General features: G+C 72.4%; 29 protein-coding genes and 1 pseudogene. 16 read left to right on the top strand and 14 right to left on the bottom strand.

Annotated features, from left to right (window positions below; all coding sequences use genetic code 11):
* Positions 1–156: 156 nt before the first annotated feature.
* A complete protein-coding gene (locus tag AB0937_RS07240) occupies positions 157–597 on the bottom strand; it encodes an SPW repeat protein (protein WP_366710081.1) in 441 nt (146 codons plus the stop codon).
* Between the two features lie 225 nt (positions 598–822).
* Here AB0937_RS07240 and AB0937_RS07245 point away from each other — a divergent pair, with 225 nt between their 5' ends.
* The 4 genes from AB0937_RS07245 to AB0937_RS07260 all read left to right on the top strand — a co-directional run bounded on the left by AB0937_RS07245 (position 823) and on the right by AB0937_RS07260 (position 3,345).
* Entirely contained in the window at positions 823–999 is a 177-nt protein-coding gene (locus tag AB0937_RS07245) for a hypothetical protein (RefSeq protein ID WP_366710083.1), read from the top strand.
* 174 nt (positions 1,000–1,173) lie between these two features.
* Complete coding sequence (locus tag AB0937_RS07250) at positions 1,174–1,251, top strand: putative leader peptide (RefSeq protein ID WP_351405193.1); 78 nt, start codon at positions 1,174–1,176, stop codon at positions 1,249–1,251.
* 194 nt (positions 1,252–1,445) lie between these two features.
* Complete coding sequence (ssuE, locus tag AB0937_RS07255) at positions 1,446–2,000, top strand: NADPH-dependent FMN reductase (RefSeq protein ID WP_366710084.1); 555 nt, start codon at positions 1,446–1,448, stop codon at positions 1,998–2,000.
* Between the two features lie 145 nt (positions 2,001–2,145).
* The gene (locus AB0937_RS07260) at positions 2,146–3,345 is read left to right on the top strand and encodes a serine hydrolase domain-containing protein (protein ID WP_366710086.1); all 1,200 of its coding nucleotides are present in this window, start codon (positions 2,146–2,148) and stop codon (positions 3,343–3,345) included.
* Here AB0937_RS07260 and AB0937_RS07265 read toward each other — a convergent pair.
* From AB0937_RS07265 to AB0937_RS07280, 4 genes are all read right to left on the bottom strand, one after another.
* A complete protein-coding gene (locus AB0937_RS07265; RefSeq protein ID WP_366710087.1) occupies positions 3,342–4,391 on the bottom strand; it encodes an acyl-CoA dehydrogenase family protein in 1,050 nt (349 codons plus the stop codon). The genes AB0937_RS07260 and AB0937_RS07265 overlap by 4 nt on opposite strands.
* Before the next feature lie 67 nt (positions 4,392–4,458).
* Positions 4,459–4,614: a hypothetical protein gene (locus tag AB0937_RS07270; RefSeq protein WP_366710089.1), complete on the bottom strand. Its 156-nt coding sequence runs from the start codon at positions 4,612–4,614 to the stop codon at positions 4,459–4,461.
* Positions 4,611–5,315: an ABC transporter substrate-binding protein gene (locus AB0937_RS07275; protein WP_366710090.1), complete on the bottom strand. Its 705-nt coding sequence runs from the start codon at positions 5,313–5,315 to the stop codon at positions 4,611–4,613. Before AB0937_RS07275 ends, AB0937_RS07270 begins: the two co-directional genes overlap by 4 nt.
* Positions 5,316–5,327: 12 nt before the next feature.
* Complete coding sequence (locus tag AB0937_RS07280) at positions 5,328–5,495, bottom strand: ABC transporter substrate-binding protein (RefSeq protein WP_366710091.1); 168 nt, start codon at positions 5,493–5,495, stop codon at positions 5,328–5,330.
* Positions 5,496–5,562: 67 nt separating this feature from the next.
* On the opposite strand from AB0937_RS07280, the gene AB0937_RS07285 reads away from it, so the two are divergent.
* The 4 genes from AB0937_RS07285 to AB0937_RS07300 all read left to right on the top strand — a co-directional run bounded on the left by AB0937_RS07285 (position 5,563) and on the right by AB0937_RS07300 (position 9,381).
* Positions 5,563–5,874, top strand: coding sequence for a MarR family transcriptional regulator (locus AB0937_RS07285; protein ID WP_366710092.1), 312 nt, complete (start codon positions 5,563–5,565; stop codon positions 5,872–5,874).
* Between the two features lie 228 nt (positions 5,875–6,102).
* On the top strand, positions 6,103–6,993 hold the full coding sequence (locus tag AB0937_RS07290; protein WP_366710094.1) for a glycoside hydrolase family 19 protein: 891 nt from the start codon (positions 6,103–6,105) through the stop codon (positions 6,991–6,993).
* Positions 6,994–7,062: 69 nt separating this feature from the next.
* Complete coding sequence (locus tag AB0937_RS07295) at positions 7,063–8,430, top strand: phospholipase (RefSeq protein WP_366710095.1); 1,368 nt, start codon at positions 7,063–7,065, stop codon at positions 8,428–8,430.
* 42 nt (positions 8,431–8,472) lie between these two features.
* On the top strand, positions 8,473–9,381 hold the full coding sequence (locus AB0937_RS07300; RefSeq protein WP_366710097.1) for an oxidoreductase: 909 nt from the start codon (positions 8,473–8,475) through the stop codon (positions 9,379–9,381).
* Between the two features lie 383 nt (positions 9,382–9,764).
* Here AB0937_RS07300 and AB0937_RS07305 read toward each other — a convergent pair.
* Positions 9,765–10,145: pseudogene (locus AB0937_RS07305) on the bottom strand (tautomerase family protein); the annotation flags it as partial.
* Between the two features lie 138 nt (positions 10,146–10,283).
* Between AB0937_RS07305 and AB0937_RS07310 the strand changes: the two are divergent.
* Positions 10,284–10,676 (top strand): VOC family protein, encoded by a 393-nt coding sequence (locus AB0937_RS07310; protein ID WP_366710099.1) that lies wholly within the window; start codon positions 10,284–10,286, stop codon positions 10,674–10,676.
* A gap of 60 nt (positions 10,677–10,736) precedes the next feature.
* Positions 10,737–11,816 carry an adenosine deaminase gene (locus AB0937_RS07315; protein WP_366710101.1) on the top strand — a complete coding sequence of 360 codons (1,080 nt, stop codon included), beginning with the start codon at positions 10,737–10,739 and terminating at the stop codon, positions 11,814–11,816.
* On the opposite strand, the gene AB0937_RS07320 is transcribed toward AB0937_RS07315, so the two are convergent.
* The gene (locus AB0937_RS07320) at positions 11,798–12,313 is read right to left on the bottom strand and encodes a DUF664 domain-containing protein (RefSeq protein WP_366710103.1); all 516 of its coding nucleotides are present in this window, start codon (positions 12,311–12,313) and stop codon (positions 11,798–11,800) included. The genes AB0937_RS07315 and AB0937_RS07320 overlap by 19 nt on opposite strands.
* A 154-nt stretch (positions 12,314–12,467) precedes the next feature.
* Positions 12,468–13,385, bottom strand: coding sequence for a LysR substrate-binding domain-containing protein (locus AB0937_RS07325; RefSeq protein ID WP_366710104.1), 918 nt, complete (start codon positions 13,383–13,385; stop codon positions 12,468–12,470).
* A 116-nt stretch (positions 13,386–13,501) separates the two neighbouring features.
* On the opposite strand from AB0937_RS07325, the gene mgrA reads away from it, so the two are divergent.
* Positions 13,502–14,494 (top strand): L-glyceraldehyde 3-phosphate reductase, encoded by a 993-nt coding sequence (gene mgrA / locus AB0937_RS07330; protein ID WP_366710105.1) that lies wholly within the window; start codon positions 13,502–13,504, stop codon positions 14,492–14,494.
* 57 nt (positions 14,495–14,551) lie between these two features.
* On the opposite strand, the gene AB0937_RS07335 is transcribed toward mgrA, so the two are convergent.
* The gene (locus AB0937_RS07335) at positions 14,552–14,839 is read right to left on the bottom strand and encodes a DUF1905 domain-containing protein (RefSeq protein ID WP_366710106.1); all 288 of its coding nucleotides are present in this window, start codon (positions 14,837–14,839) and stop codon (positions 14,552–14,554) included.
* Between the two features lie 75 nt (positions 14,840–14,914).
* On the bottom strand, positions 14,915–15,298 hold the full coding sequence (locus tag AB0937_RS07340; RefSeq protein WP_366710108.1) for a nuclear transport factor 2 family protein: 384 nt from the start codon (positions 15,296–15,298) through the stop codon (positions 14,915–14,917).
* A gap of 325 nt (positions 15,299–15,623) precedes the next feature.
* Here AB0937_RS07340 and AB0937_RS07345 point away from each other — a divergent pair, with 325 nt between their 5' ends.
* From AB0937_RS07345 to AB0937_RS07360, 4 genes are read left to right on the top strand one after another with little or no spacing between them, the layout of a single operon-like run.
* Positions 15,624–16,034: a hypothetical protein gene (locus AB0937_RS07345; RefSeq protein ID WP_366710109.1), complete on the top strand. Its 411-nt coding sequence runs from the start codon at positions 15,624–15,626 to the stop codon at positions 16,032–16,034.
* Positions 16,035–16,087: 53 nt separating this feature from the next.
* Positions 16,088–18,427 (top strand): FHA domain-containing protein, encoded by a 2,340-nt coding sequence (locus AB0937_RS07350; RefSeq protein ID WP_366710111.1) that lies wholly within the window; start codon positions 16,088–16,090, stop codon positions 18,425–18,427.
* Between the two features lie 9 nt (positions 18,428–18,436).
* Positions 18,437–19,333, top strand: a complete 897-nt coding sequence (locus AB0937_RS07355) for a hypothetical protein (RefSeq protein WP_366710112.1) — start codon at positions 18,437–18,439, stop codon at positions 19,331–19,333.
* Positions 19,330–20,325, top strand: coding sequence for a serine/threonine-protein kinase (locus tag AB0937_RS07360; RefSeq protein ID WP_366710114.1), 996 nt, complete (start codon positions 19,330–19,332; stop codon positions 20,323–20,325). The genes AB0937_RS07355 and AB0937_RS07360 overlap by 4 nt, the downstream gene beginning before the upstream one ends.
* A 20-nt stretch (positions 20,326–20,345) precedes the next feature.
* On the opposite strand, the gene AB0937_RS07365 is transcribed toward AB0937_RS07360, so the two are convergent.
* On the bottom strand, positions 20,346–21,644 hold the full coding sequence (locus AB0937_RS07365) for a streptophobe family protein (protein WP_366710116.1): 1,299 nt from the start codon (positions 21,642–21,644) through the stop codon (positions 20,346–20,348).
* 178 nt (positions 21,645–21,822) lie between these two features.
* Here AB0937_RS07365 and AB0937_RS07370 point away from each other — a divergent pair, with 178 nt between their 5' ends.
* The gene (locus AB0937_RS07370) at positions 21,823–22,965 is read left to right on the top strand and encodes a DUF6777 domain-containing protein (protein WP_366710117.1); all 1,143 of its coding nucleotides are present in this window, start codon (positions 21,823–21,825) and stop codon (positions 22,963–22,965) included.
* 10 nt (positions 22,966–22,975) lie between these two features.
* Here the strand turns inward: AB0937_RS07370 and AB0937_RS07375 are convergent, their stop codons facing one another.
* The 3 genes from AB0937_RS07375 to AB0937_RS07385 are packed head-to-tail and all read right to left on the bottom strand — an operon-like array spanning position 22,976 to position 24,110.
* Positions 22,976–23,392 (bottom strand): PRC-barrel domain-containing protein, encoded by a 417-nt coding sequence (locus AB0937_RS07375; RefSeq protein ID WP_366710118.1) that lies wholly within the window; start codon positions 23,390–23,392, stop codon positions 22,976–22,978.
* Positions 23,389–23,973, bottom strand: coding sequence for a PRC-barrel domain-containing protein (locus tag AB0937_RS07380; RefSeq protein ID WP_366710119.1), 585 nt, complete (start codon positions 23,971–23,973; stop codon positions 23,389–23,391). Before AB0937_RS07380 ends, AB0937_RS07375 begins: the two co-directional genes overlap by 4 nt.
* Positions 23,970–24,110, bottom strand: a complete 141-nt coding sequence (locus AB0937_RS07385) for a hypothetical protein (RefSeq protein WP_366710121.1) — start codon at positions 24,108–24,110, stop codon at positions 23,970–23,972. The genes AB0937_RS07380 and AB0937_RS07385 overlap by 4 nt, the downstream gene beginning before the upstream one ends.
* Positions 24,111–24,222: the final 112 nt, after the last annotated feature.

Below are 24,222 nucleotides of genomic sequence, written 5' to 3' on the forward strand. Positions count from 1 at the left end.
GCTACGCGTCGAGCGGTGAGGGGCTCGCCGCGATGCGGGCGGCCGGCCACCACTGAGGGCCCGTGCCGCAGTGGTTCCCGGGCGCGGCACCCGGAGGGCGGACAAGAACGGGCCGGTCCAGGCGCGGACCGGCCTTCGGTTCCCTTCCGGCGGGCGCTACGGCCTGGGCGTGGCCTTCGCCGCCGTCCCGGCACACACGAGCCCCAAAATCACGGCCAGTGCGCCGATGATGATGTTGTTCCACACGACACCGGCGTCCGGGCTCTCGCCGACGATCCACGGCGAGACGATCATCCACACCCCCAGGGCGCACATGGCCCAGCTCAGGCCGTACATGCGCTCGGGAGCGCGAGTGAACCCGAGCGCCAGCAGCCCGATCGCGATACCCATGATCAGGTTGTGGGTCACGAGGGCCGGCTGGCTGGTCGTGTAGTGGACTATCCACGGGGAGGCGGCGCAGTACAGACCGAGCAGGAACACCGGTCCGTCCACGAGCGCCACATCGCGGCCACCGAGCACGCGCGCGTAGCGGTCACGCATCTCGGAGGCGTCGGGGTGGGTGGTGATGTCACCTCTGGTGGGCGAGACGTTGGCCATGACTCGTCTCCTTCATGGTGCAGGGCGACCGCTTCTGGAGGGGTGTGCGGTAATCGCCGCGTACGTGTCATTCTGCTCTTATTTCTCCTTTATGTGTAGAGCTCGGCGGAGCGTGCGAAATCCGCCCCGCGGCACATGTCCGGGCGGATCGGGGGCATCCGGATGTGTACGACAGCGACGGCGACGTCGCCCACCGGGCGGCGAGGGACAGGGAGGGCAGCGGACGTGACCACGGCCATCGGCGCGAAGGTGTTGGAGCGGTTCCCGGCGGGGTCTCCGCGCGGATCCTGGCCCGCTGAGGAGTACGCGGCACGCCGCCGCGCCGAGGGCGAACCGGCCACCGTCGTGATGGACCTGGAGTCGGACGCCTTCCTCGTGGTCGTTCCCGCGGAGGACGACTGAGACCGCCGCCGTTCGCCCGGCAACGGAACGCGCCCGCTCGGATCATGCCGAACCGAGCGGGCGCGCACGGCGTTTCCGGGAGTGCACTTCCGAAACGGCCGGTCCGGGATGCGAGATGAGCCGCGCATTCCTTGACGGCCCACGACCGCCACTGCCACTATCCATGGCATGACCATGCGACTGGACCTCACGCGGCGACGCCACGTCGACCTCGCCCGCGTCTCCAGCGCTTCCTGTCGCGCCGCAGCCTGAGTCTCCCGGCTCCGCCGCTTCTCCCCACCGCCGCCGTATCCGCCGTCTGCCGGCCCGTGCCGTACCGACGGCTCATCCCGTGCGGTGCGTTCCCCTCACCCTGAACCCGGCATCCCGGGCACGCCCGTGGGACGCGACGTCCCGGACGCGGCGGTGCCCCGCGCACTCGCGCCTTCTCCCGGAAATGAGAACCCATGGCCACCGTCCTGTCCGTCTCCGGCAGCCCCTCCGCCTCCTCCCGCACCAGCCGCCTGCTCCGCCATCTGGACCGGCGGCTGGCGGCCCAGGGCCACGACGTGATCCCGCTCGACGTGCGCACCATCCCCGCCGAGGCCCTGCTCGGCGCGGACTTCCGCCACCCCGCCATCGTCGAGGCCACCGAGTTGTTCGCCCGGGCGGACGGTGTCGTCGTCGGCACACCCGTCTACAAGGCGTCCTACTCCGGTGTCCTGAAGGCCCTGCTGGACCTGCTCCCGCAGTACGCCCTCGCCGGCAAGACCGTGCTGCCGCTCGCCACCGGCGGCAGCGTCGCCCACGTCCTGGCCATCGACTACGCGCTGCGCCCGGTCCTCAACTCCATGGGCGCGGCCCACATCGTGCAGGGCTGGTTCACCCTCGACAAGGACCTCACCGCCCATGACGACGGCTCGCTGACCGTCGCGCCGGACGCCACCGAGGCGCTCGGCCAGGTGGTCGACCAGTTCTCCGCGGCGCTCGGCCGCACCCCGCTGCTGGCCGTCGCGGGCTGACCCGCCCGCCGCGGCACCCTTCGTGCCGGTCGCGGGCCGGCACCCGGGCCACCGCGACGTCCGAAGATCAACCCTGGAGCCGGGCGCGGGCGTCCTGGTCACCGAGAGGCAGCACCGCCCCTCGGTGACCAGGAGGCACAGACCCATGAAGCAGCGCTCCGCACGCACCGTCCCGATCGCCCTGGCCGTGGCGCTGTGCGCCGGAACGGCGGCACTCGCCCCGGCGGCCCGGGCAGCGGATCACCAGCATGGCCACGAGGCCACCCGGACCGCGTTACGCGCACTGGCCGAGAAGGGCGGGCTGCCCGGAGTGGCGGCCAAGGCACGTGACAGCAAGGGGACTTGGTTCGGCCGGGCCGGCTACGCGGACGCCCACACCGGCCGCGAGCGGTCGGCCGGTGATCACTTCCGCGGTGCCAGCATCACCAAGACGTTCGTCGCCACCGTCCTGCTCCAACTGGAGGCGGAAGGCAGACTGGACCTGGACGACACGGTCGAGCGATGGCTGCCCGGCCTGCTGCACGGCAACGGCTACGACGGCGGCAAGGTCACACTGCGTCAACTCCTCAACCACACCAGCGGCATCGCCAACTACACCGACGACCCCGTCCTCAGCCACGACAGCGCGGGGCCCGGCTTCCCCGAGCACCGGTACGACACCCACACGCCCGAGGAACTCGTGGCGATCGCCCTGCGGCGCGCACCGCAGGGCCCGGAGCGTGAACCGTCGTACTCCAACACCAACTTCGTCATCGCGGGCATGGTCATCGAGAAGGTCACGGGCCAGGGTTACGCCCAGGAGATCACCCGCCGCATCCTCCGGCCGCTGAAGCTGCGCGGGACGTCGTTCCCCGGCACGGAGCCCCACATGCCGAAGCCCCACCCCGTCGGCTACTCCCGGCTCCACCAGGACGCCCCCGACGCCGAGATCCACGACGCCACCGAGCAGAACATGACCTGGCTGGGCGCGGCCGGCGACGTCATCTCCACCAGCGGTGACCTGAACCGCTTCCAACGCGCCGTGGTGAAGGGCCACTTGCTGCCCCAGCGGCAGTTGAAGGAGATGTTCGACGAGGTCCCGGCCGGGCACGGCATCGGGTACGGGCTCGGGGTCGAGTTCGCGAAGCTCTCCTGCGGGGTGAAGGTGGTGGGCAAGAGCGGCCGTACGAACGGCTCCCTGTCCGCGATGGTCGGCACCCAGGACGGCGAGCACCAGCTCACCTTCAACGTCAACGGGGACTGGCTGGCGGACTCCTCCCTGTACACGGACGTCATCGAAGCGGAATTCTGCGGGAAGGTCCCGACCCGGAAGGACCGGGCGTCCACCGTGCCCCGTCTCGGCTAGCCGGACGCCAGCGAGCCGAGGTGCGTCCTGCGCGCCTCGGCCGTCTGGCCCTGCACCAGCAGGAACATCCCCTCGCGCGCCAGCCGCTGCGCCCGGCTGCCCAGGTCCATGGACCGGCCGCCCCCGGCCACGATCGCCGCGGTCGTGGCCGCGCGCAGCAGGCCGTATGCATGGGTCTTCACGGCCAGGCGTTCCGGGACGGAGTCCGCCGGGGCGGGCCGGTCGGCCAGGGCGTAGGCCTCCCGGCGGACTTCGTCGAGCCGGGCCCGCAGCGACCGTGCCGTCTCCTCGCCGTCCGGGGTCTGCGCCACCAGGTCCAGTGCCGCGTACGCCACCCCGAACACGGCCGGACTGGTGTTGGCGGCCCGGGGGAGGTCGACCAGGGCGAACTCCCCCTGAGGGGCGCGCAGTACGACGGACTCGTCCGGAACCCACAGGCCGTCCAGCTCCAGGGACACCGTACGGGCGGCGCTCAGGGCCGCGAGCCGCATCGGCGCCGACGGCGTCAGCCCCGGCTGTTCGCGCGCCTCGACGCACACGAACACCACCTCGGCCGTGTCCGTCACCCCGGCCAGCAGCATCACGTCGTTCAGACCCCAGCCCGTGTACCAGGGCACCCTCCCGTCGAACCGCCAGCCGCCCTCCCGGGGAACGGCCCGCACCGGCACCCGGGGGAAGGCGCGGACATGGGCGAAGGCGATGCCGGCCATCAGCTCTCCGGCCGCCAGCGGACGCAGCAGCTTCTCCCGGACCGGCGAGTCGTAGGTGGCGAGCAGCTTCACCGGTGTGTGGTGCTGTGTCTGCACGAACCAGGTGGAGCAGCACGCCCCGGCCAGGATCTCCGCGGTCTCCCGGGCCACGGCCACCGGCGCGTCCGCCCCGCCGTACTCCCGCGGCGCCACCACGCCGAGCAGCCCGGCCCGTTTCACCGCCTCGACATGGCTCGCCGGCACCCCTTCCTGGTCGACGCGTTCGGCCTGCGGGACGAGGAGCTCGTGCGCCAGTCGCCGCGCGTGGGTGACGAGGGGGTGGGGTGTGGTGGTCATGGGGGAATTCTCGCGGTCGGGCGGCGCGGGGCGGGGATCCGGGGGTGTGTCGGCCGGCGCCTCGCCGTCAGGGCCGCGCGTCCAGCTCCGTGAGCACGTCGAAGTCGAGCCCGTCGGCCCGAGCCGGATAGATCCGCCGGCGCACGTGGGCGTCCCGCAGGTGCAGCAGTCCGCGCGGGCCGTCGTACGACACGGCCCCGGCTCCCGCCGCCGCGCCGATCACCGAGACGTCCAGTGTCCCGGCCCGTCCCAGCAGCGCGGCCGGCAGCAGCACACCCTCGTAGCAGGACTTGCCGAGGCTGCCCAGGGCGGGAGCCTCGACCCCGAAGCGGGCGGCATACTGCCCGTGGAGGTCGAGCGTGCCGCGCGTGGCCAGCGAGGCGAAGAACCGGCCGTGCTGTAGAGGTCCTCGGCTGCCGCCGGGCCGCTCGCCACGAGCATGTTCTCGTCCATCAGCGTGCTCAGCCGCAGGCAGCGCGTGGGCAGGCCGCGTGCCGCGAACGCCCGGTTGAAGCGCACCGCGTCACTGCCGACGAGCAGCATCAGCACCGCGTCCGCGCGTTCGACGTGGCGCAGCGCCGGCTCGAAGTCCTCGGTGCCGAGCGGGAGATACACCTCGCCGGCGACGCGTCCGCCGCTGTCTGGGCGTAGTGGCGGGCCGAGCGGGCCGTGTGCCGCGGCCACGCGTAGTGGTTGCCCACCACGAACCAGCGCCGCACGCCCCGTTCGCGCCGGCAGCTCCATCGCGGGCCGGAGCTGGTCGCGCGGGGTCTCGCTCGTCAGGAACACCCAGGCCGTGTCCTCGCCGCCCTCGTACAGCGCGGTGTACATGGACGGGACGCGGTGCGCGATCCTCGGCGCCAGCGCCCGCCGAACGGAGGATATGTGCCAGCCGGTGACGCCCTCCACGGCGCCCAGGTCCACCAGCGCCTCGACCTAGTCCGCTGTCTCGTGCGGCGTGCCCGAGCCGTCGACCGGCACCAGGCGCAGCTCCCTGCCCAGCACGCCGCCGTCCCGGTTGACCTCCGCGGCGGCCAGTCGCGCGCACAGCTCGCAGGGGGCCCGAAGATCCCGGCCGGCCCCCGCAGGGAAGACGAGGGCCACGCCGAGCACGGCGTCGTCGGCCGTGAACCACTCGGGCCCTGGAGGCGGAGGGCTGCACGCTCGACGCGTGGCGGGTGCTGGCAAGGCTGTCCGACGGCGAGGGGCACCACAGACCGGGCTCGCCGAGTCCGCCTTCCTGCCGCCTCCGACGCTGACCAAGCTGGTCGACCAGTTCGTCGACCAGAACCTCGTGCACCGCAGGGCCGATCCCTACGACCGGCGCCGCGTCCTCGCCCGTCTCACCCCGCGCGGACAGGAGTACTGGCGGCGCGTCGATGGCGCGGTCCGCGCCGGCCGGCCCCCGTTCGGCGACGACGACCTGCTCCGGTCCCTGCTGGAACGGCCGGCGGCGACGCTGGAGGACGCCGCACACATGTGAGCGCCCGGCGGGGAATGACGGGCCGTCAACCAGCGCGGAAGCGACAGGTCTGTACCTGACTGGTCTACACCCTTGACTGGTACAGACCAACGCGGTTGAGTGTGGCTCCACAGCCCCCCACCACGGCCGCCCCCACGCCGTGACCGGACCCCCGGTGCGTGCGGTCGAGGGCCCGCTTCGCCCTGCCCTCGTCAGGGTGCGGCCGTGCTCCGCGAAGGAGTTGAACCCGTGTCGAGACGCCGTATCTCCGCAGTCCTGGCCACCCTCGCCCTCGCCGGCACCGCGCCGGTGCTCCTGCCCGCCTCGAACGCCTCGGCCGCCGCCTGCTCCAGCTACCCGAACTGGACGGCCGGAAAGTCGTACGCCGCCGGCGACATCGTCCGCTACACCGACGGCAAGGCGTACATCGCCGAGCACGCCAATCCGGGCTACGACCCGGTCATCAGCACCTGGTACTGGGAGCCGTACGCCTGCGACAGCGGTCCGGGCACGCCCAACGCGCGCTTCGTCGTGAGCGAGGCGCAGTTCAACCAGATGTTCCCGAACCGGAATTCGTTCTACAGCTACAGCGGTCTCACCGCGGCCCTGAGCGCCTACCCCGGCTTCGCCGACACCGGCAGCGACACGGTGAAGAAGCAGGAGGCCGCCGCCTTCCTCGCCAACGTCAGCCACGAGACCGGCGGTCTGGTGCACGTGGTGGAGCAGAACACCGCCAACTACCCGCACTACTGCGACTGGGGCCGGCCCTACGGCTGTCCGGCCGGGCAGGCCGCCTACTACGGGCGCGGTCCGATCCAGCTGAGCTGGAACTTCAACTACAAGGCCGCGGGCGACGCGCTCGGCATCGACCTGCTGAACAACCCCTGGCTGGTGCAGAACGACTCGGCCGTCGCCTGGAAGACGGCCCTGTGGTACTGGAACACCCAGACCGGCCCCGGCAGCATGACCCCGCACAACGCCATGGTGAACGGCGCCGGGTTCGGCCAGACGATCCGCAGCATCAACGGCTCCCTGGAGTGCGACGGCAAGAACCCGGCGCAGGTGCAGAGCCGTGTGAACAACTACCAGCGGTTCACACAGATCCTCGGGACGTCACCCGGGGGCAACCTGTACTGCTGACGCAGGGCCGTGCGACGTGGTGTCATGCGGAATGTCATGAACCTGACGGTTGACCGAAGGGCATCCCTCATGCGCCTACGCACCCCCCACGCCCTGCTCGCCACGGCCGCGGCACTGTCCGCCGCGGTCGTGGCACCCCAGCCCGCTGCCGCCGCCGCTCCGGCTCCGGGCGCGTACTACGTCCAGAGCGCCACCACCGGCCTCAACGCGGCCGACACCGGCGGGGCGGTCGAGCAGCACAGACCCCGCGGCAACGAGGACCGCCAGCAGTGGCGGCTGACGCCGAGCGGCTCCTCGTACCTCCTGGAGAACACCGTCGCGCCGGGCAGTTGCCTCGGCCGCAGCGGGGACCAGGCCGCGACCGTCGCCTGCGCGAGTGCCGACGCCGGGTGGGAGATCGACCCGATCGGCGCCGACCGCTACACGCTCAAGGTCCCGGGAACCACCCGCCACCTCACGGTCGCACCCAAGCCGTCCGGCGCCACCTACCCCGCCAGGCTCGCCCTCGGCGCATCCGGCGACCTCGCCGCCTGGTACCTCACCCCGGTCGACGCGGCCACCTCCCCGATGCCGCCGCAGGACCGGCGCACCCTGGACCAGGTCACGTTCCTCACCACGCACAACGCCTACGCCAACGGCGTCGACGGTGGCTTCGCCCCGCCCTTCGTCAATCTCGTGCCCAACCAGACCCGCGGCATCGAACGCCAACTCGCCGACGGGGTCCGCGGATTCATGCTGGACATCCACCAGACTCCCGACGGCGCGATCCTCTGCCACAACAGCTGCACCCTCGTCAGCAGGCCCGTGGCCCTCTGGGTCGACCTCCAGCGCATGGTCGACTTCCTGAAGGCCCACCCCGACCAGTTCGTCACCGTCTTCCTGGAGGACTACGTCGATCCGGCCGTCCTGCGCGCCGAACTCGCCCGTGTCAACGGTCTGTCGGACGTGCTCTACCGGCCCGATCTCACCGGCGTGCGGCAGAGCGGCTGGCCGGCGATGGCGGACCTGGCCGCCGCCGGCCACCGGCTGCTGATCTTCACCGACCGCAGCCGCTCCGCCGACCAGGCCGCGGGCCTGACCCGGGACAGCTTCGGCGTCATGTACCAGCGCGAATGGACCGTCGAGAACTACTGGTCGATGGGCCCGGGCCTCGGCTCCTCCGACTGGTCCTGCTACAGCCGCTGGTACGGCCCCGACACCAACGTCCCGCTGACCCGCACCGAGCCCGGATTCCGTCCGCTGTTCGTCATGAACCACTTCCGCGACGTCCCGCTCGCCGGCACGGCAGGTACCGACAACACCAAACTCGCCGACCGCGCCCGGAGGTTCTGTCAGCCCGCCGCCCGCAAGAAGCCCAACTTCCTTGCCGTGGACCACTACGACCGCGGCGACCCCGCCTCCGCCGTCACCGCCCTGAACACGTACACGTACCCGTAAACCGGCTGCGCCGGCCCGGGCGTCCTGTGTGAGACTCCGCCGATGAGCACACAGACGATCACCGCGGCCGCCGCGGGCACCTGGCAACTCGGCGACCTGCCCGTCCACCGCGTCGGCTTCGGCGCGATGCGGCTGACGGGCAGCGCCGCCTTCCACCACGGCACCCCGAGCGACCGCGACCGCTCGATCGCCGTCCTGCGCAAGGCGATCGACCTCGGCGTCGACCACATCGACACGGCGGCCTTCTACTTCTCGTCCCTGCGCTCCGCCAACGAACTCATCAACAGCGCCCTCGCGCCCTACCCCGACGACCTGGTCATCGTCACCAAGGTGGGCCCCTGTCGCGCCTACGACGGCACGTGGGCCACCTCGGCCCGCCCCGAGGATCTGCGCGGCCATGTGGAGGAGAACCTGCGCCAGCTCGGCCGCGACCACCTGGACGTGGTCAACCTGCGCCGGATGCCCGCGTGGGAATCCGTCACCGAGCACTTCGGCGCACTCGCGGAGCTGCGTGAGGCCGGCCTGATCCGCCACCTCGGCGTCTCCAACGTCACGGCCCGCCATCTCGCCGAGGCTCAGGCCATAGCCCCCGTGGTCTGCGTCCAGAACCGGTACGCCCTCGACCGCCCCGACCCCGACGCCGATGAAGTGCTCCGCCGCTGCGGTGAACAGGGCATCGCCTTCGTGCCGTTCTACGCCGTCGCGGGCGAGGCCGGTGAGCTCGGCGCCGTCACCGCCCACGACGAGGACGTCCTCGCCGTGGCCCGGGCCCACGGCGCGAGCCCCGCCCAGATCCGCATCGCCTGGACCCTGCACCAGGGGCCGCACGTCCTCGCCATCCCGGGAACCGGCGACCCCGGCCACCTCACGGAGAACGTGGCAGCGGGCGCGATCCGCCTCACCGGCGAGGAGCTGCACCTGCTCGGCACCCCGCGCCGCGAAGCCGGCTGAGGCGCCTCTGCACGGCCCGGACGCCCTCCCTCGAGTACCACCAGTACGCGGTGCCCTCCCGGCACACCGGGCGAAGACCCTCGTACGGGACGTGCTCGGGGCTTCGCCCGGTGCGGCGAGTGGGGGTCCTGTCTCGAAGAGCCAGGGGGAGTGCCGGGCGTCGCGCGGCAGGCGGGACTGCGCGGACACGGCCTGGGGTCCGTCGTTCCGATCACGCCGCAGACGCGAGGGCCGGCACGCACCTCTGCGGCGTCGTCGTCGGTCGCCGACGCTCCGCGTCGACTCCCTCCTCCGCCTTGCGGCTGACGCACCAGCCCTCGCTCACCGGCACCGGACAGCACCGTTGCTTTCCTGCGGCCTGATCCGAACGACAGACCCCAGGGCTCCAGATACTGCGCCGCCCCCTCGCCCAGCGACCAGTCGGCCGGGCCGTTCTCGGTCAGCACGATGAACACGTTCCGCGGCTCGGTGCCCGCGCAGGCGTGGGCGAGTTCGGCGGTCCTGCGATACAGGGCCCGCTTCTGCGCGGGTGTGCGACCGGAGCGCAGGGTGATCGCGACGTAGACGATGCCCTCGTCGCGGTGCACGCCGAGGTGGTCGTCGCAGCGCAGGGTGCCGCTCGTGCCGTCGTGGTCCACCAGGACCTGGAACCGGTCGTCGGGCGGTATGCCGATCGTCTCGGTCAGGGCGTCGTGCACGGCCCGGCCCAGTGCGGCGAGGCGCTCGGGTCCGGCCCGGAGCGTGTCGATACGGACGAAAGGCATGGGACCTCCGGCAGGGCGTTGGGCGAGGACTGTACATACTAGTAGTTACAGGAGGCCGGCTCAGCCCGCCGGGCAGTTGCCATCGGCCGAGTTTTACGTATAACCTCACCGGTCAACCGCCCGCCCCGAGAGGCCCTGATGAGACGTATCGCCCTGGTCACCCTCGTCGTCGACGACTACGACGAGGCGATCCGCTTCTACACCGAGGCCCTCGGATTCCGGCTCGCCGAGGACGCCCCCCGGCCCGACGGATCCCGCTGGGTCGTCGTCGAACCCGGCACTCCGGGTATCGGCCCCGGCCTGTTGCTGGCCCGGGCCAAGGGGGAGGCTCAGGCCGCCCGGGTCGGGAGCCAGACGGGCGGACGGGTCGGGTTCTTCCTGCACACCGAGGACTTCGCCGGCGATCACGCACGGATGACAGCCGCCGGTGTGACCTTCCTGGAGGATCCGCGGCACGAGCCGTACGGGACCGTCGCCGTCTTCGAGGACCTGTACGGAAACCGCTGGGACCTGCTCCAGCCCGCCGACTGACCCCTTCCCCGCCGCTTCGCACCCGCCGGCTCGAACCACCCGCTCGAGGAAAGACCCACCATGACTGCCACGCGCGTAGACACCGATCTGATCCGCCGCCTCCCGAAGGCCGTGCTGCACGACCACCTCGACGGCGGCCTGCGCCCCGCCACCGTGGTGGAGCTCGCCGAGGCGGTCGGCCACACCCTGCCCACCACCGACCCGGACGAGCTCGCCGCCTGGTACTACGAGGCCGCCAACTCCGGCGACCTGGTGCGCTACATAGCCACCTTCGAGCACACCCTCGCCGTGATGCAGACCCGCGAGGGCCTGCTGCGCACGGCCGAGGAGTACGTGCTCGACCTGGCCGCCGACGGGGTCGTGTACGGCGAGGTGCGCTACGCCCCGGAGCTGAACACCAACGGCGAACTGACCATGGCCGAGGTCGTGGAGACGGTCCAGGAGGGCCTTGCGGCGGGCATGGCGAAGGCGGCTGCCGCGGGCACCCCGGTGCGGGTCGGCACCCTGCTGTGCGGGATGCGGATGTTCGACCGGGTGCGCGAGGCGGCCGACCTGGCCGTGGCGTTCCGCGACGCCGGGGTCGTCGGCTTCGACATCGCCGGCGCCGAGGACGGCTTCCCGCCCGCCGACCACCTCGCGGCCTTCGAGCACCTGCGTCGCGAGAACGTGCCGTTCACCATCCACGCCGGTGAGGCGCACGGCCTGCCCAGCATCCACCAGGCCCTTCAGGTCTGCGGCGCCCAGCGCATCGGGCACGGCGTGCGGATCACCGACGACATCCCGGACCTCGCGGCCGGCAAGCTCGGCAGGCTCGCGGGCTGGGTGCGCGACCGGCGCATCGCCCTGGAGATGTGCCCGACGTCCAACCTCCAGACGGGCGCCGCCACGTCGATCGCCGAGCACCCGATCACCGCGCTCAAGGACCTCGGCTTCCGCGTCACCCTCAACACCGACAACCGCCTGGTGTCGGGCACGACGATGACCCGGGAGATGTCCCTGCTGGTCGAGCAGGCGGGCTGGACAGTGGAGGACCTGCGCACGGTCACCGTCAACGCCCTGAAGAGCGCGTTCATCCCGTTCGACGAGCGGAACGCCCTCATCCGGGACGCGGTGCTGCCCGGTTACGCCGCCGCGCTCTGAAGCAGCCCCCGCAGGTAGGCGGCCTGTCCGATGTGCTGGAGATCGTCGGACAGGACGCTGACCAGCCGCACGCCCAGGGTGACCGGCGGGTCCCAGCGCTCGTCGATGACGCGTTCCAGGTCCTTGGCGGCGAGGCCCCGCAGGGCACCCACACTCTGTTCGTGCACGGCGTCGTGGTAGCCGGTCAGCAGCTCGCCGGAGTCGACCCGGACCCGTGCGACCTTGGCGGGGCTGTGGCCGTAACCCGTGTCGCGGCGGGGCAGCTCGAGACCGAAGCGCTTCTCCCAGTCCTGGGACAGCCACACCTGTTCGAGGCCGAAGGCGTCGGCCATGTGGTCGTCCTGGACGCGGGTGAGGTGCCAGACCAGCCAGGCGATCGAGTTGGTGTCGGGGGAGGGGCGGGCGATCAACTCGTCCGGCCCGAGACCCTCGACGGTGGCGTGGACTTCTTCGCGGATGCGGTTGAAACCGTCGATGAGGATGTCCTTCGCGTGCATAGCTCCACCATCGCGCATCGCCGGGGATCACGCGTCGGCGATCCGGCCGGCCTCGGCCACGTCGGCAATTCGGCCGGCCTCGGCCACGTCGGCGATCCGGCCAGCCTCTGCCACGGGGAACGATGATCGCCGGGGCGGCTCGCGCGCCGGAGGGTCAGCCGGCCTGGGCACCCTCCGGCGGCGGTACCGGGCCTCCTGCGTCCAGCAGCGTCATCAGCGCCCGGGCCGCCGGACTGGTCGCCTGCTCGGGCGGCAGCAGCGCCACCGTCTCGTACACGGCGTCCCCGGCACCCTTCACCGGCAGGGCGGTCAGCGAGGCGCGCTTGTGCCGGAAATGGCGCGGCACCACGGCGATGCCCAGATCCTCGTCCACCAGGTCGAGAAGGCTGTGCACGTCGTTCACCTCCAGTGCGACGCTCCGGCGGACACCGGCCGCTGTGAAGGCGGCGTCGGTGGTGCGCCGCGGTCCCCAGTCCGGATGGAAGTCGACGAAGACCTCACCGCCGAGGTCCTCCGGAGTCACCGCGACCCCGGCCGAGGCGAGCCGGTGGCTCGGATGGCACAGCACCGTCATCGGCTCGCTCGTCAGCGGCACGGCGCGCAGCTGGTCGGTGTCCTCCTGGGCGGTGCGCACGGCGAACGCCAGATCCAGGCGCCCGGCCGCGACCTCCTCCGCGAGGGCCCCCGAGCCCGCCTGACGCAGGCAGATCTCCACGTCCGGGTGGCGCCGCCGGAACGCCGCCAGCAGCCCCGCCACATGCACCCCGGCGATGCACTGCTCCGACCCGAGCGCGAGCATCCCGCGCAGCACGCCCTGCACCGCGGCCACCGCCTCGTGGGCCGAGCGCACCTGTGCCAGAATTCGCTCCGCCTCACCGAGCAGCGCCCGTCCGGCCGGGGTGAGCGTCACCCGGCGGGTCGTGCGCACGAACAGCGGCGTCTGCAGCTCCCGCTCCAGCGCCCGGATGGACGCCGACAGGCCCGACTGGGACACCAGGAGGCGTTCCGCCGCGCGGGTGAAGTGCTGGTCCTCGGCGACCGCGACGAAGTGCTGCAAGTGACGCAGTTCCATGACTGAGAAGCCTAGCCGCTGAATTCCATCGGATTCTTCTGTTGGACGCATGGGCGCAGGTCACGCGAGAGTGGACACCGGTTCCTCCCGACCGTGCCAACCCCTCTGGAGTCGCGTTGTACACCGCACACCCCGACCGCTACGCGGACATGCCCTACCGGCGCACCGGACGCAGCGGTCTGAAGCTCCCCGCGCTCTCGCTCGGTCTGTGGCACAACTTCGGCCCGGACCGGCCCGTCGAGACGCAGCGCGCCATCCTGCGCCGCGCCTTCGATCTCGGCGTCACCCACTTCGACCTCGCCAACAACTACGGCCCGCCGCCCGGCGCCGCCGAGTCCGCGCTGGGCGAGTTCCTGAAGCAGGACTTCGCGCCGTACCGGGACGAGCTGGTGATCTCCACCAAGGCCGGCTACCTGATGTGGCCCGGCCCTTACGGCGAGTGGGGTTCCCGGAAGTACGTGCTGTCCTCGCTCGACCAGAGCCTGAAGCGCATGGGCCTCGACTACGTCGACATCTTCTACTCGCACCGCCCCGACCCCGACACCCCGCTCGAGGAGACGATGGGGGCCCTGCACTCGGCGGTGCAGCAGGGCAAGGCGCTCTACGTCGGCGTCTCCAACTACTCCGCGGAGCAGACCCGCGAGGCCGCCCGCATCCTGGGCGAGCTGGGCACCCCGCTCCTCATCCACCAGCCGCGCTACTCGATGCTGGACCGCCGCCCCGAGGACGAAGGCCTGCTCGACGCCCTCGACGAGCTCGAGGTCGGTTCCATCGTCTTCTCCCCGCTGGAGCAGGGCGTGCTCTCCGCCCGCTACCTCGACGGCATCCCCGAGGGTTCCCGGGCCGCGAGCGACAGCCCCTTCCTGAACTCGGACGCGCTCACCGAGGACCTGGTGGGCCGGCTGCGCGACCTGAACGACATCGCCACGTCGCGCGGTCAGACGCTGGCACAGATGGCCCTGGCCTGGGTGCTGCGCGGCGGCCGGGTCACCTCCGCGCTGGTCGGCGCGAGCAGCGCGCGGCAGATCGAGGACAGCGTCGGCGCCATCCGCAACCTCGACTTCGACGCGGACGAGCTGGCCCGGATCGACGCCATCGTCAAGCAGTAGCGGTTCCGCCCGCCCGGGGCAGCCACCCCCGGGCATCCGGGCCACGAGCGGACCGGGTCACGAGCCGATCCGTTCCTCGAGGCGCACGGTCACCGTGTCGCCCTCCTCCTTGCCGATGGCCTTGCGGATGTCCGCCTTCACGGGCAGCTTGTGCGTGCCGTCCCCCAGGGCCATGAAGGAGCTGCGGAACGGGTGCCCGTCGATCGTCCCGCGGACTTTGACCAGGCCGCGGGTGCCGAAGAACTCGACGGACCGGGGCCAGACCAGATAGGTCCAGCCGCCCTCGGCGGGGCTCTTGCGCAGGACCGCGGTGAACTCCGCGTCCAGGTCTCCTGTGGTGGCCATGACGTCCTCCGGTGGCCGGCGGCCTCTCCCTCGTGCAGACCGCCGGAGGCCGGAGAACTCATCGCGGCGCCGGCCTCACGCCCCGGCGGGCACCCGGTCCAGGAACCCGAGCACGGACCTGATCCGGTCCTGGCCGTCCAGGGTGATCACATCCGACCCGGCGACCGGCGCGGAGCCGTCGGCGGTGCTCACCAGTTCCCACGAGAAGCGGGCGATGTCGTGGTGACCGCCGACCCCGCCGGTGAGACGGAACTCGAACCCCGGGAACTGCTCCCGGGCCGCCGCGATCATCGCGGCGATCCCCTCGTGACCCCTGACGTCGGCCATCGGATCCGTGTAACCGCCCTCCTCGGTCCAGGCGGCGGCGACCGCTGTGGCGCGTGCCGCCGGGTCCTCGGCGTTCCAGGCCTCGAAGTAGCGGGCGACGGCGTCCTCGTGACGGTGGGCGGTTGCGGACATGGGCGATCAGCCTCCAATGGGTCGTACGTGCTGGTCAGGGCCCGGATTCCGCTCGTGGTGGACCCGGTACGACCACCTTGCCCGCACCTGCCGGGAGCGTCGATCACCCGGCCGCTGCGACCCCTCGCCGCATTTCGGCCAACTCGGGAGGTGAATATGCCAGGAGAGTGGCCGGAAAGTCGTGGTGACAGTGGTTCAGTAGTGAACATACTGACCTGCGAGAGCGCTTTTCACATCCAGCGACGGCGCCCTCACGCACAGCACGCGAGCCGCCGGCCAAGCCAGGCCGGGCCGGCGGACGGGCAGGGCAACGGGGGAGGGTCACGTGCACGACGAGTTCCTGTGCCACGTCACGGCGTACGGGGTCTGCGACGGCCGCCGCATCGGAGTGCCCCTCGGAACGTACCGGGCGCCGACCCTCGCGCTCGCGCTGTGGTGGCTGCGCGACCGCGCCTCCTGGATCGCCCAGCGCCTCGATCCCCGGCCCGATGACGAGCACTTACCGCCGGGCGCGCTCGTGCCGGTCGCCCCCACCGTGCCCGACGTGCCCGGGCTGCTGCGCGCCTGGTGCGCCGATCCCGCCCAGCAGGAGCGGGTCGCCGAGGAGTTGGCGGCCGGACGGCTGGTGCGCATCGCCACCAGTGACGACACCACCGAATACGAACTGCTCGCCGAGTCCGTCGACGCCCTGCGGATGCAGCGCACCGCCCCCTTCGTCGGCCTTTCCGTCGGCTGACCTGCGCAGCTGCGCCCAGGCGCAGACCAGGGCAAATCGGTAGAATCTTGACCATGGCGCAACCCTCGGTAGCACCAGAGCTCGTCCTGGAGACGGAGACGGGCACCACCGTGATGATCCCGGGCCGCGACTACCACGTGGGGCGCGACCCGTTGAGCGACGTCGTCATCGACGACGACCGGGTCTCCTGGCACCACGCGGTGCTGAAGCCGGAGGACGGCCACTGGACCATCGAGGACGAGGACAGCACCAACGGCACCTATGCCGACGGCCGGCGCATCCACGCATGGAACGTCGGACCCGGCAGCGTCATCCGCTTCGGCAATCCGGCCGACGGACCCCGCATGACCCTGACCGGCCGCCCCGCCCCCGCCCCGCGCCGCGTGGAACGCCCCTCCGCCGTCTCCATGCCCGCCCACACCGGCACCTACCGGCAGCCCACGACCGTACGGCCGTTGCCCACCCGCACCGTCCGCATCGGCCGCGCCGGCGACAACGACCTGGTCATCGACGACCTCGTGGTCTCCCGCAGGCACGCCGAACTGCGCGCCCTGCCCGACGGCACCTACGAGATCACCGACCTGGGCAGTCACAACGGCACCTACCTCAACGGCAGCCCCGTCACCAGCGCCCCCGTCGGCCAGGGTGACATCGTCGGCATCGGACACTCGGCGTTCTGCCTCGTCGGCGACCAGCTCCAGGAGTACGTCGACACCGGCGAGGTCTCCCTCGACGTGCAGGACCTCGCCGTCAGCGTCGACCGCGGCCGCAAGACGCTGCTGGACCACGTGTCCTTCCCGGTGGGGGAGAAGTGCCTGCTCGCCGTCGTCGGCCCGAGCGGCGCCGGCAAGTCCACGCTCCTCAACGCCCTCACCGGCCAGCGGCCCGCGAACCACGGCACCGTCCTCTACGACGGCCGCGACCTCTACCGCGACTACGCCGAGCTGCGCCAGCGCATCGGCCTGGTACCGCAGGACGACATCCTGCACGCGCAGCTGACCGTCCGCAAAGCCCTCTCCTACGCCGCCGAACTGCGCTTCCCGCAGGACACCGCCAAGGCCGAGCGGCGCGCCCGGGTGGACGAGGTCATCCGCGAACTCGGCCTGGAACAGCGCGCCGACCAGCCCGTGCACAGCCTCTCCGGCGGCCAGCGCAAGCGCGTCAGCGTGGCCCTGGAGCTGCTGACGAAGCCGTCGCTGCTGTTCCTCGACGAGCCGACCTCCGGCCTCGACCCCGGCATGGACCGCTCGGTGATGCACATGCTCCGCGGCCTCGCCGACGACGGCAGGACCGTCATCGTCGTCACTCACAGCGTGCTCAGCCTGGACGTCTGCGACCGGCTCCTCGTGCTCGCCCCCGGCGGGAAGATCGCCTACTACGGGCCGCCCGAGGACGCCCTGCCCTACTTCGGCTTCGAGGAGTGGCCGGAGGCCTTCGAGGCCTTCGACCGGGACACGGCACGTGACTGGGCCGGGGAGTACCTCGCCTCGCCCTTCCACGGACGGTACGTGGCCGACGCCTCCGCCCAGCCCCAGCAGCCCCGGTCCGAGCCCGTCGTCATCACGGCCCCGCCCCGGCCGCGCAGCCGGGGTGCCCAACTCGGCACGCTGGTGCGCCGGTACGCGGCCGCGCTGAGCGCCGACCGCACCTTCCTGATCATCATGATCGCCCTGCCGTTCGTGATGGGTGCGATGGCCCGCGCCCTGGCGGGCGGCAAGCTGACGCAGGACACGGCGATGAACGCGCTGCTCATCCTGTGCGTCGGCGCGGTGCTCACCGGCGCCGCCAACGCCGTCCGCGAACTCGTCAAGGAACGCGTGATCTACCAGCGGGAACGGGCGGTGGGCCTGTCCAGATCGGCGTACCTGATGTCCAAGGTCATCGTCCTGGGCGTCATCACCGTGCTCCAGGCGGTGGTGCTGACCCTGGTCGCCCTGCTCGGGGTGGACCTCAACGCCCCGGGTGGAGAAGGCGTGCTGATGCCGCCCCTGGTGGAGATCACCGTCGCCGTCGCCCTGCTGGCGTTCACGGCGATGATGCTCGGCCTGCTCGTCTCGGCCCTGGTGCGCAAGGAAGAGGTGACGATGCCGCTGCTGGTGCTCATCGCCATCGTCCAGGTCGTGTTCTGCGGGGCCCTGCTGAAGCTGGCGGACACACCCGGCCTCGAGCAGCTGGGCTGGCTGGTGCCGGCGCGCTGGGCGCTGGCCGCGATGGCCGGCACCGTCGGACTGGGCCGGATCGTGCCCGACGACCTGACGAAGGACCCGCTGTTCGAGCACTCGGCGGGCACATGGCTGCTGGACGTGGGGATGCTGGTCGTGCTGTCGGTGCTCTTCGGGTTCCTGGTGTCCCGCATGCTGCGCCGGCACGAACCGGCCGTCATGCGGAAGTAGGGAGCGCCGATGACGACTCCCGGCTTCCGGCCCACGCACGTCGTCCCGCAGCACGGGATGCCCGCCTGGGAGGCCCCCGACCCGGCCCGGCCCACCGTGGACCTCGACCCCCTGCTGCCGGTGCAGCTGCTGGAGCGGCAGGGCGACTGGGGGCACGTGCTGTGCTTCAACGGCTGGTCCGCCTGGGTCGACGGCCGCCGTCTGGTCGCCGTACCGCAGGACCCGCCCGCCGCGGACGGGCCCCTCACCCGTGCGGCGGATCCGCGGCCGCTGCTGGGGCGGGCGCAGGAAGCCCTGGCGCGGTACCGCTCCGCGGTGGAGGATCTCGCGGCGGGCCTCGACCGCGAGTCGTTCCGCACCCGCACCCACGGCATGCGGATCGGCGTCGTCGTCGACGGCGAGTCCGTGTGGCTCTACGACTCCGCCCACGGGCACTGGGTGTACGCCGACGGCAGCCGGATGAACACCTACGCCACGGACGAGACACCCGAAGCGGAACCGGCGTCCCACCAAGCCGAACCGGCGTCCCGCCGGGCCGGAGCGCCAGTGCATCCCCCTACGCGGGTGGTACCGCCCGAGGCCCCCGAACCCGCGGGCGTCGCGTCCCCCGGGCCGCCGGAGCCCACACGGGTGGTGACCCCGGAAACGCCCGAGCCGAAGGGGGCCGCCCGGGCCGCCCCTGCCGGGCCTCTGGAGCCCACGCGCGTGGTGGCGCCCGACGCTCCCGAACCGACGCGCGTGGTGGCGCCCGATGCTCCCGAACCCACGCGCCTGATCACCTCCGGGGACCGGGAGGACACCGGCGAGAGTGAGGGTGAGGGAGACCGTCCGGCCGCGGCGCCGCCCACGCGGGTCGTGGGGCACGAGCCCACCCGCGTCGTCCCGCCCGAGGGTGACGGCCGGTGAACCGCCAGACGAGCCTGTTCTCGGGGCGTCCCTCCGAGCTGATCGGGCAGCAGATCGCCGGGTACCGGATCGAGCAGGAGATCGGGCGAGGCGGCATGGCCGTCGTGTACCGGGCCCGCGACCTGCGCCTGGAACGCACCGTGGCCCTCAAGCTCCTCGCCCCCGAACTCGCCCGCAACGACACCTTCCGCCGCCGCTTCACCCACGAGTCACGGGCCGCCGCAGCCATCGACCACCCGCACATCGTGCCGGTGTTCGAGGCCGGTGAGACGGACGGTGTGCTGTACATCGCCATGCGGTACGTCCCCGGCAGCGACCTGCGGCACGTCCTCGACCGCGAGGGCCCCATGCCGCCTGTCACCGCCGTGCGCGTCGCCGCCCAGGTGGCCTCCGCGCTCGACGCGGCCCACGACCACGGACTGGTCCACCGGGACGTCAAGCCCGGCAACATCCTGGTGGCCCGCGGCACCGACAGCGACCACCCCGAGCACGTCTACCTCACCGACTTCGGCCTGACGAAGAAGTCGCTGTCGCTGACCGGCTTCACCACGGTCGGCCAGTTCGTCGGCACGCTCGACTACGTCGCCCCCGAGCAGATCTCCGGCAAACCGGTCGATGCCCGCTGTGACGTGTACGGCTTCGCCTGCGTCGTCTTCGAGACCCTGGCCGGTCATCCGCCCTTCCTCCGCGACGACGACATGGCCCTGCTCTGGGCGCACCAGTACGACGAGCCGCCGCCGCTGACCGAGGACCGGCCCGACCTCGACCCGCGGGTGGACCCCGTCTTCGCGCAGGCCCTCGCCAAGAGCCCCGACGACCGCTACCCGTCCTGCCTCGCCTTCGTGGCCGCACTGCGCGCCGTGACGACCGGTGGCGGGACCGACGCCCCGAGAACGCCCCCATGGGTGGACCGGCACCTGCCGGGCACGGGGGAGGAGCGGCCCAAACCACCGCCGCGCTGGGCCGAACCGGTCTTCGTGCAGCGGCGGTAGGGCGCCGCGTCAGCTCCCGGTCAGCTCTCGCCGCCGGTGCGCACCTCGCCCCGCCTCCGTACGCGACGCGCCAGCAGGGCCCCGGTGAACCCGGCCGCCAGCCCCCACGGAATGGCCAGGCCCACGGCACCCCACAACTTGGGCCGCAGGAACAGATCCCCTCCGAGTCCGCCGCCCAGGTCACCGATGCCCAGCACGGACAGGCCGAAGTGCGCGGACACGCGCCCGACGAGGCAGATCGTGAACACGGTGAGTCCCAGGGCGACCGCCATGTGCAGGGCGTGCTGCCAGGCCCGCACCCGGGCCGGTGACCGGGCTGCCATCACGAACCCGGCGGCCAGCAGCAGCACGACGTCGACGACCAGCAGCCACCACACCCGGCCGTCGTGCTCGGCGAGGGTCCGCAGGTTCAGCTCGGACACGTCCGGGGTGCGCAGCACCTCGTCGAGCACATGCGGCATGGGGAGCCCGAACGGCCCCTCCACCCTGCCGTTCCAGGTGGCGCCGAGCCCGATCGTGAACGCCAGCCACACGAGGTTGGGGAGGCCGAGCAGGATCACCGCGAACGTCTCCCGCGCGTTCCCCTGGGTCGCGGCGACGACCAGGGCGACGACCACGCCGATGACGACACACGCCAGCAGCAGAGCGACCATCGCGTACGCGGCCGGCCGCACCGACGCCTGGAAGCGGAGCAGTCCCGCGGGCAACGGTGCCCCGCGCGACACCAGCAGCGCCAGCACCAGCACACCGGCCAGCCACACCACGCCGACGAAGACGGACAGGGGGACGTCGGTGGTGAAGCCGAGCTGCGGGGACGCGCCGAACAGATCGCCGAGTTCGCCGAGCGCGGCGTCCCCGAGGGAGATGTCGAAGGTGTGACGGGCGGCGAGCGTCAGGCCGATCAGCGCGAGCAGCCACAGGGCCGCCACCCGGCCGGCCCAGCCGGCCAGCTCCGCCGCACCGGCGACCGCGCGGTGCCTCAGCGGCTGCAGGAACCCCCAGGCGAGCACCAGCGCCCCGGTGAGCGTGACCGACAACGGAATCACCGTCAAAGCCGCCTGCGTCTCGGCCAGGTCGCCGGCGCTTCCGGCGAGTTTCACCGTGCCGCCGACAGAGGTGACCAGGGCGGCCGCCACGACGGGGCCGAAGGATCCGTCCGGCAGGTCCCCGGCCCCGGCCGCCCACAGGCCGAGCGCGGCGACCACCGCCATGGCGAGCAGCCCGCCGAGCACCGTGACGAGGGCGTGCACCCAGCCATGGCGGGCGACGGCCCGCTGGCCGGAGGTGCGTGCCTGACCGGAGGGGGTGCGCGAACTCACGCTGCCACGCTAAGCAGGCCTCACCCGGATCGCCTGCCGGAGAGGTCCGTCCGCGTCGGCTTGCGGGGCGCACGGGACCGGGGCACACAATGAACTCGTAGTGGAAGAAGCTGCCTGAACCGGGATCAATGTCTCCGGGTGTGTGAAGGCCGCAGGGAACCCACGCGGGAGAAGACTTGTGAGCGTCGATCCACCGTCGTCCGGCCGTCCCACAGGACCTCCCTCGGGCCCGCTGTCGGGTCCCTCCCAGCCGCCCCCGGGTGGCGGCGGCCCGCCCGAGGAGCCGCCGAGCGGAGGCGGCAAGGAGCCGGAGCCCCGCCGCCCGTGGTGGGGGTCCGTGCCCCGGGTCGCGATCGTCGCCACCGCCGTGGTGGCCGCGGTGGTCTTGGCCGTGGTGCTCTCCCGGCCCGACAACGGCGGCACCGGCGCGTCCGACGGCGGTACCAGCACCGCCAGCGGCGAGGTGTTCCTCCAGCCCGCGGCCGACACCGGCCCGGACGAGTTCACCGAGTCGACGGCCCAGGAGGACAGCTCCGCCTCCCCGGTCACGCCCTCGGGGGCCACCGAATCGGCCCCGCAGAACGCCGTGCGGGGTGTGACCGGCAGCGCGCCCGGCCTGTACGGCGGCACCCGCAACGTCGCCAGCTGCGACGTGGAGAAGCAGATCGCGTACTTCGAGGACGCCCCGGACAAGGAGCGCGCTTTCGCCTCGGTCGTCCGGATCCAGCCGTCCGAGGTCCCCGCCTACCTGCGTTCGCTCACTCCCGTGCAACTGCGCATGGACACCCGCGTGACCAACCACGGCTACCGGAACGGCGCCCCCACCAGTTACCAGGCCGTCATGCAGGCCGGCACGGCCGTCCTCGTCGACGACCGCGGCGTGCCCCGGGTGCGGTGTGCGTGCGGCAACCCGCTGTCCCCGCCGGTCGCCACGCAGAGCGCACCCAAGACGACCGGCGCCGCGTGGCCGGGCTACAAGTCGTCGAACGTCGTGACGGTGACGCCCGCGCGGCAGCCCGTCGACGTCTTCGTGATGTGCGAACCCGACGGTGAGTGGTTCAAGCGCGAGGCGGGTGACACGGGCAAGAAGGACCACAAGACCCATAAGCCCGACAAGCCGTCCCCGTCGGCGAGCGTCACCACCCCCACGGCACCCACGGACTCGACGTCGTCCGGACCGCCCACGAGTGAACCGCCCACGACCTCGGACACGCCCGGGCCGACGACGAACGAGCCGTCGTCCGACACCCCGCCCCCGCCCGGCAGCAACACCGGGGGCGACACCGGCGCCGGTACGACGGACCAGGCCCCGGCCTCGTGACCCGGCCGGCTCAGGCGGCCCGGACCACCAGGGCGTAGTCGCCGAGTCCGAGCAGCCGGTCGGCCGGGATGTCGCCGTGGGCGGTGACGACCGCGTCGACGCGGCCCGTCCCGGGTTCGAACGCGACGTCCTGGACCGTGCCGAGCGTGTCGCCCCGCTCGGTGAGGATCCTGAGGCCCGGCAGCTCGTGGTGCGGCGGCACCTCGGCCGGCGCGGCGGTCGAGCGGACCAGTACCGCGTCCCGGCCGATGGCGTGCAGGGCGCCCCAGGCCAGCACGGTCTCCTTGCGGGAGTGCCGGCCCCGCACCCGGACGTGCGTGACCACACCGGACTCGGCGTCGACCGTCAGCGACCGCAGGGTGCCGACGTCCTCCGCCTCCGCCAGCGTCAGCACCGGCAGGCCCCGTGCCTCGGAGAACAGCATCATGGCGCCGACCCCTCATGCCCGGCCCGGAAGGCACCGACCCGGGCGACGAAGGCCGGCAGGTCGTCGGCGACGTAGCGGGTGGCGTCCGCCGGGATGACCAGGGCGCGGCCCGAGACGGCGAGCGTGTCGCCGCGCGGCACGTACACCCGGTGCCGGCGGCGTCGCGAGCCCTGCACCAGTGCCTTGCCCGCGGCGATCCGGAACCCCACGACGCGCCCACTGGTTCCGCCCTCGACGATCACGTCGAGCACCGTGCCCACCTCGGCGCCCTCGTCGGTCAGCACCTTCGCGTGCAGCACCCGGCCCTGCTGGGCCTCGCGGCGGGCCACCACCGCGGAGGTGTCCTGGAGGGCGTGGGCATCGCGGACCATGACCGCGTAGGGGCCCAGGGAGTGCACCGCCGGCCACGGCAGGCTCTGCTTCAGCGGGCCGCTCAGCAGGCCGCGCCCGCTCAGCGTGAATCCGGTGATCCGGCCGCCGGCGGCGTCGAAGACGGTGTCCTTGACCTGAGCGACCGCGTCGCCGCCCAGGGTGACGACGGGCAGGGTCGTCAGGCTGCGCGCGGCAAGCAGCTCGTTCATCGCAGACCCTTCCCGCCGGGCCGGCGCCGGACCGCGATGACGGTCCCCGACCGGCGGCCCGCCTGCACGGCGAGGGACACCGCCAGGACGGCGGCGAGCGCCGCGATCACCACGATCAGCCATGTCCACCAGGCCACCGCGCACCTCCGGCGATCCGGACCGGCCGCCCTCGGCCGGTCCTTATTCTTTCCGGGTGCCCCGCGAACGGGGGACAATGCCCTGGGCCACGACCGGGCCCGCATCCGTGAG

The sequence above is a fragment of the Streptomyces sp. NPDC047880 genome (assembly GCF_040706515.1).
GTDB lineage: Bacteria > Actinomycetota > Actinomycetes > Streptomycetales > Streptomycetaceae > Streptomyces.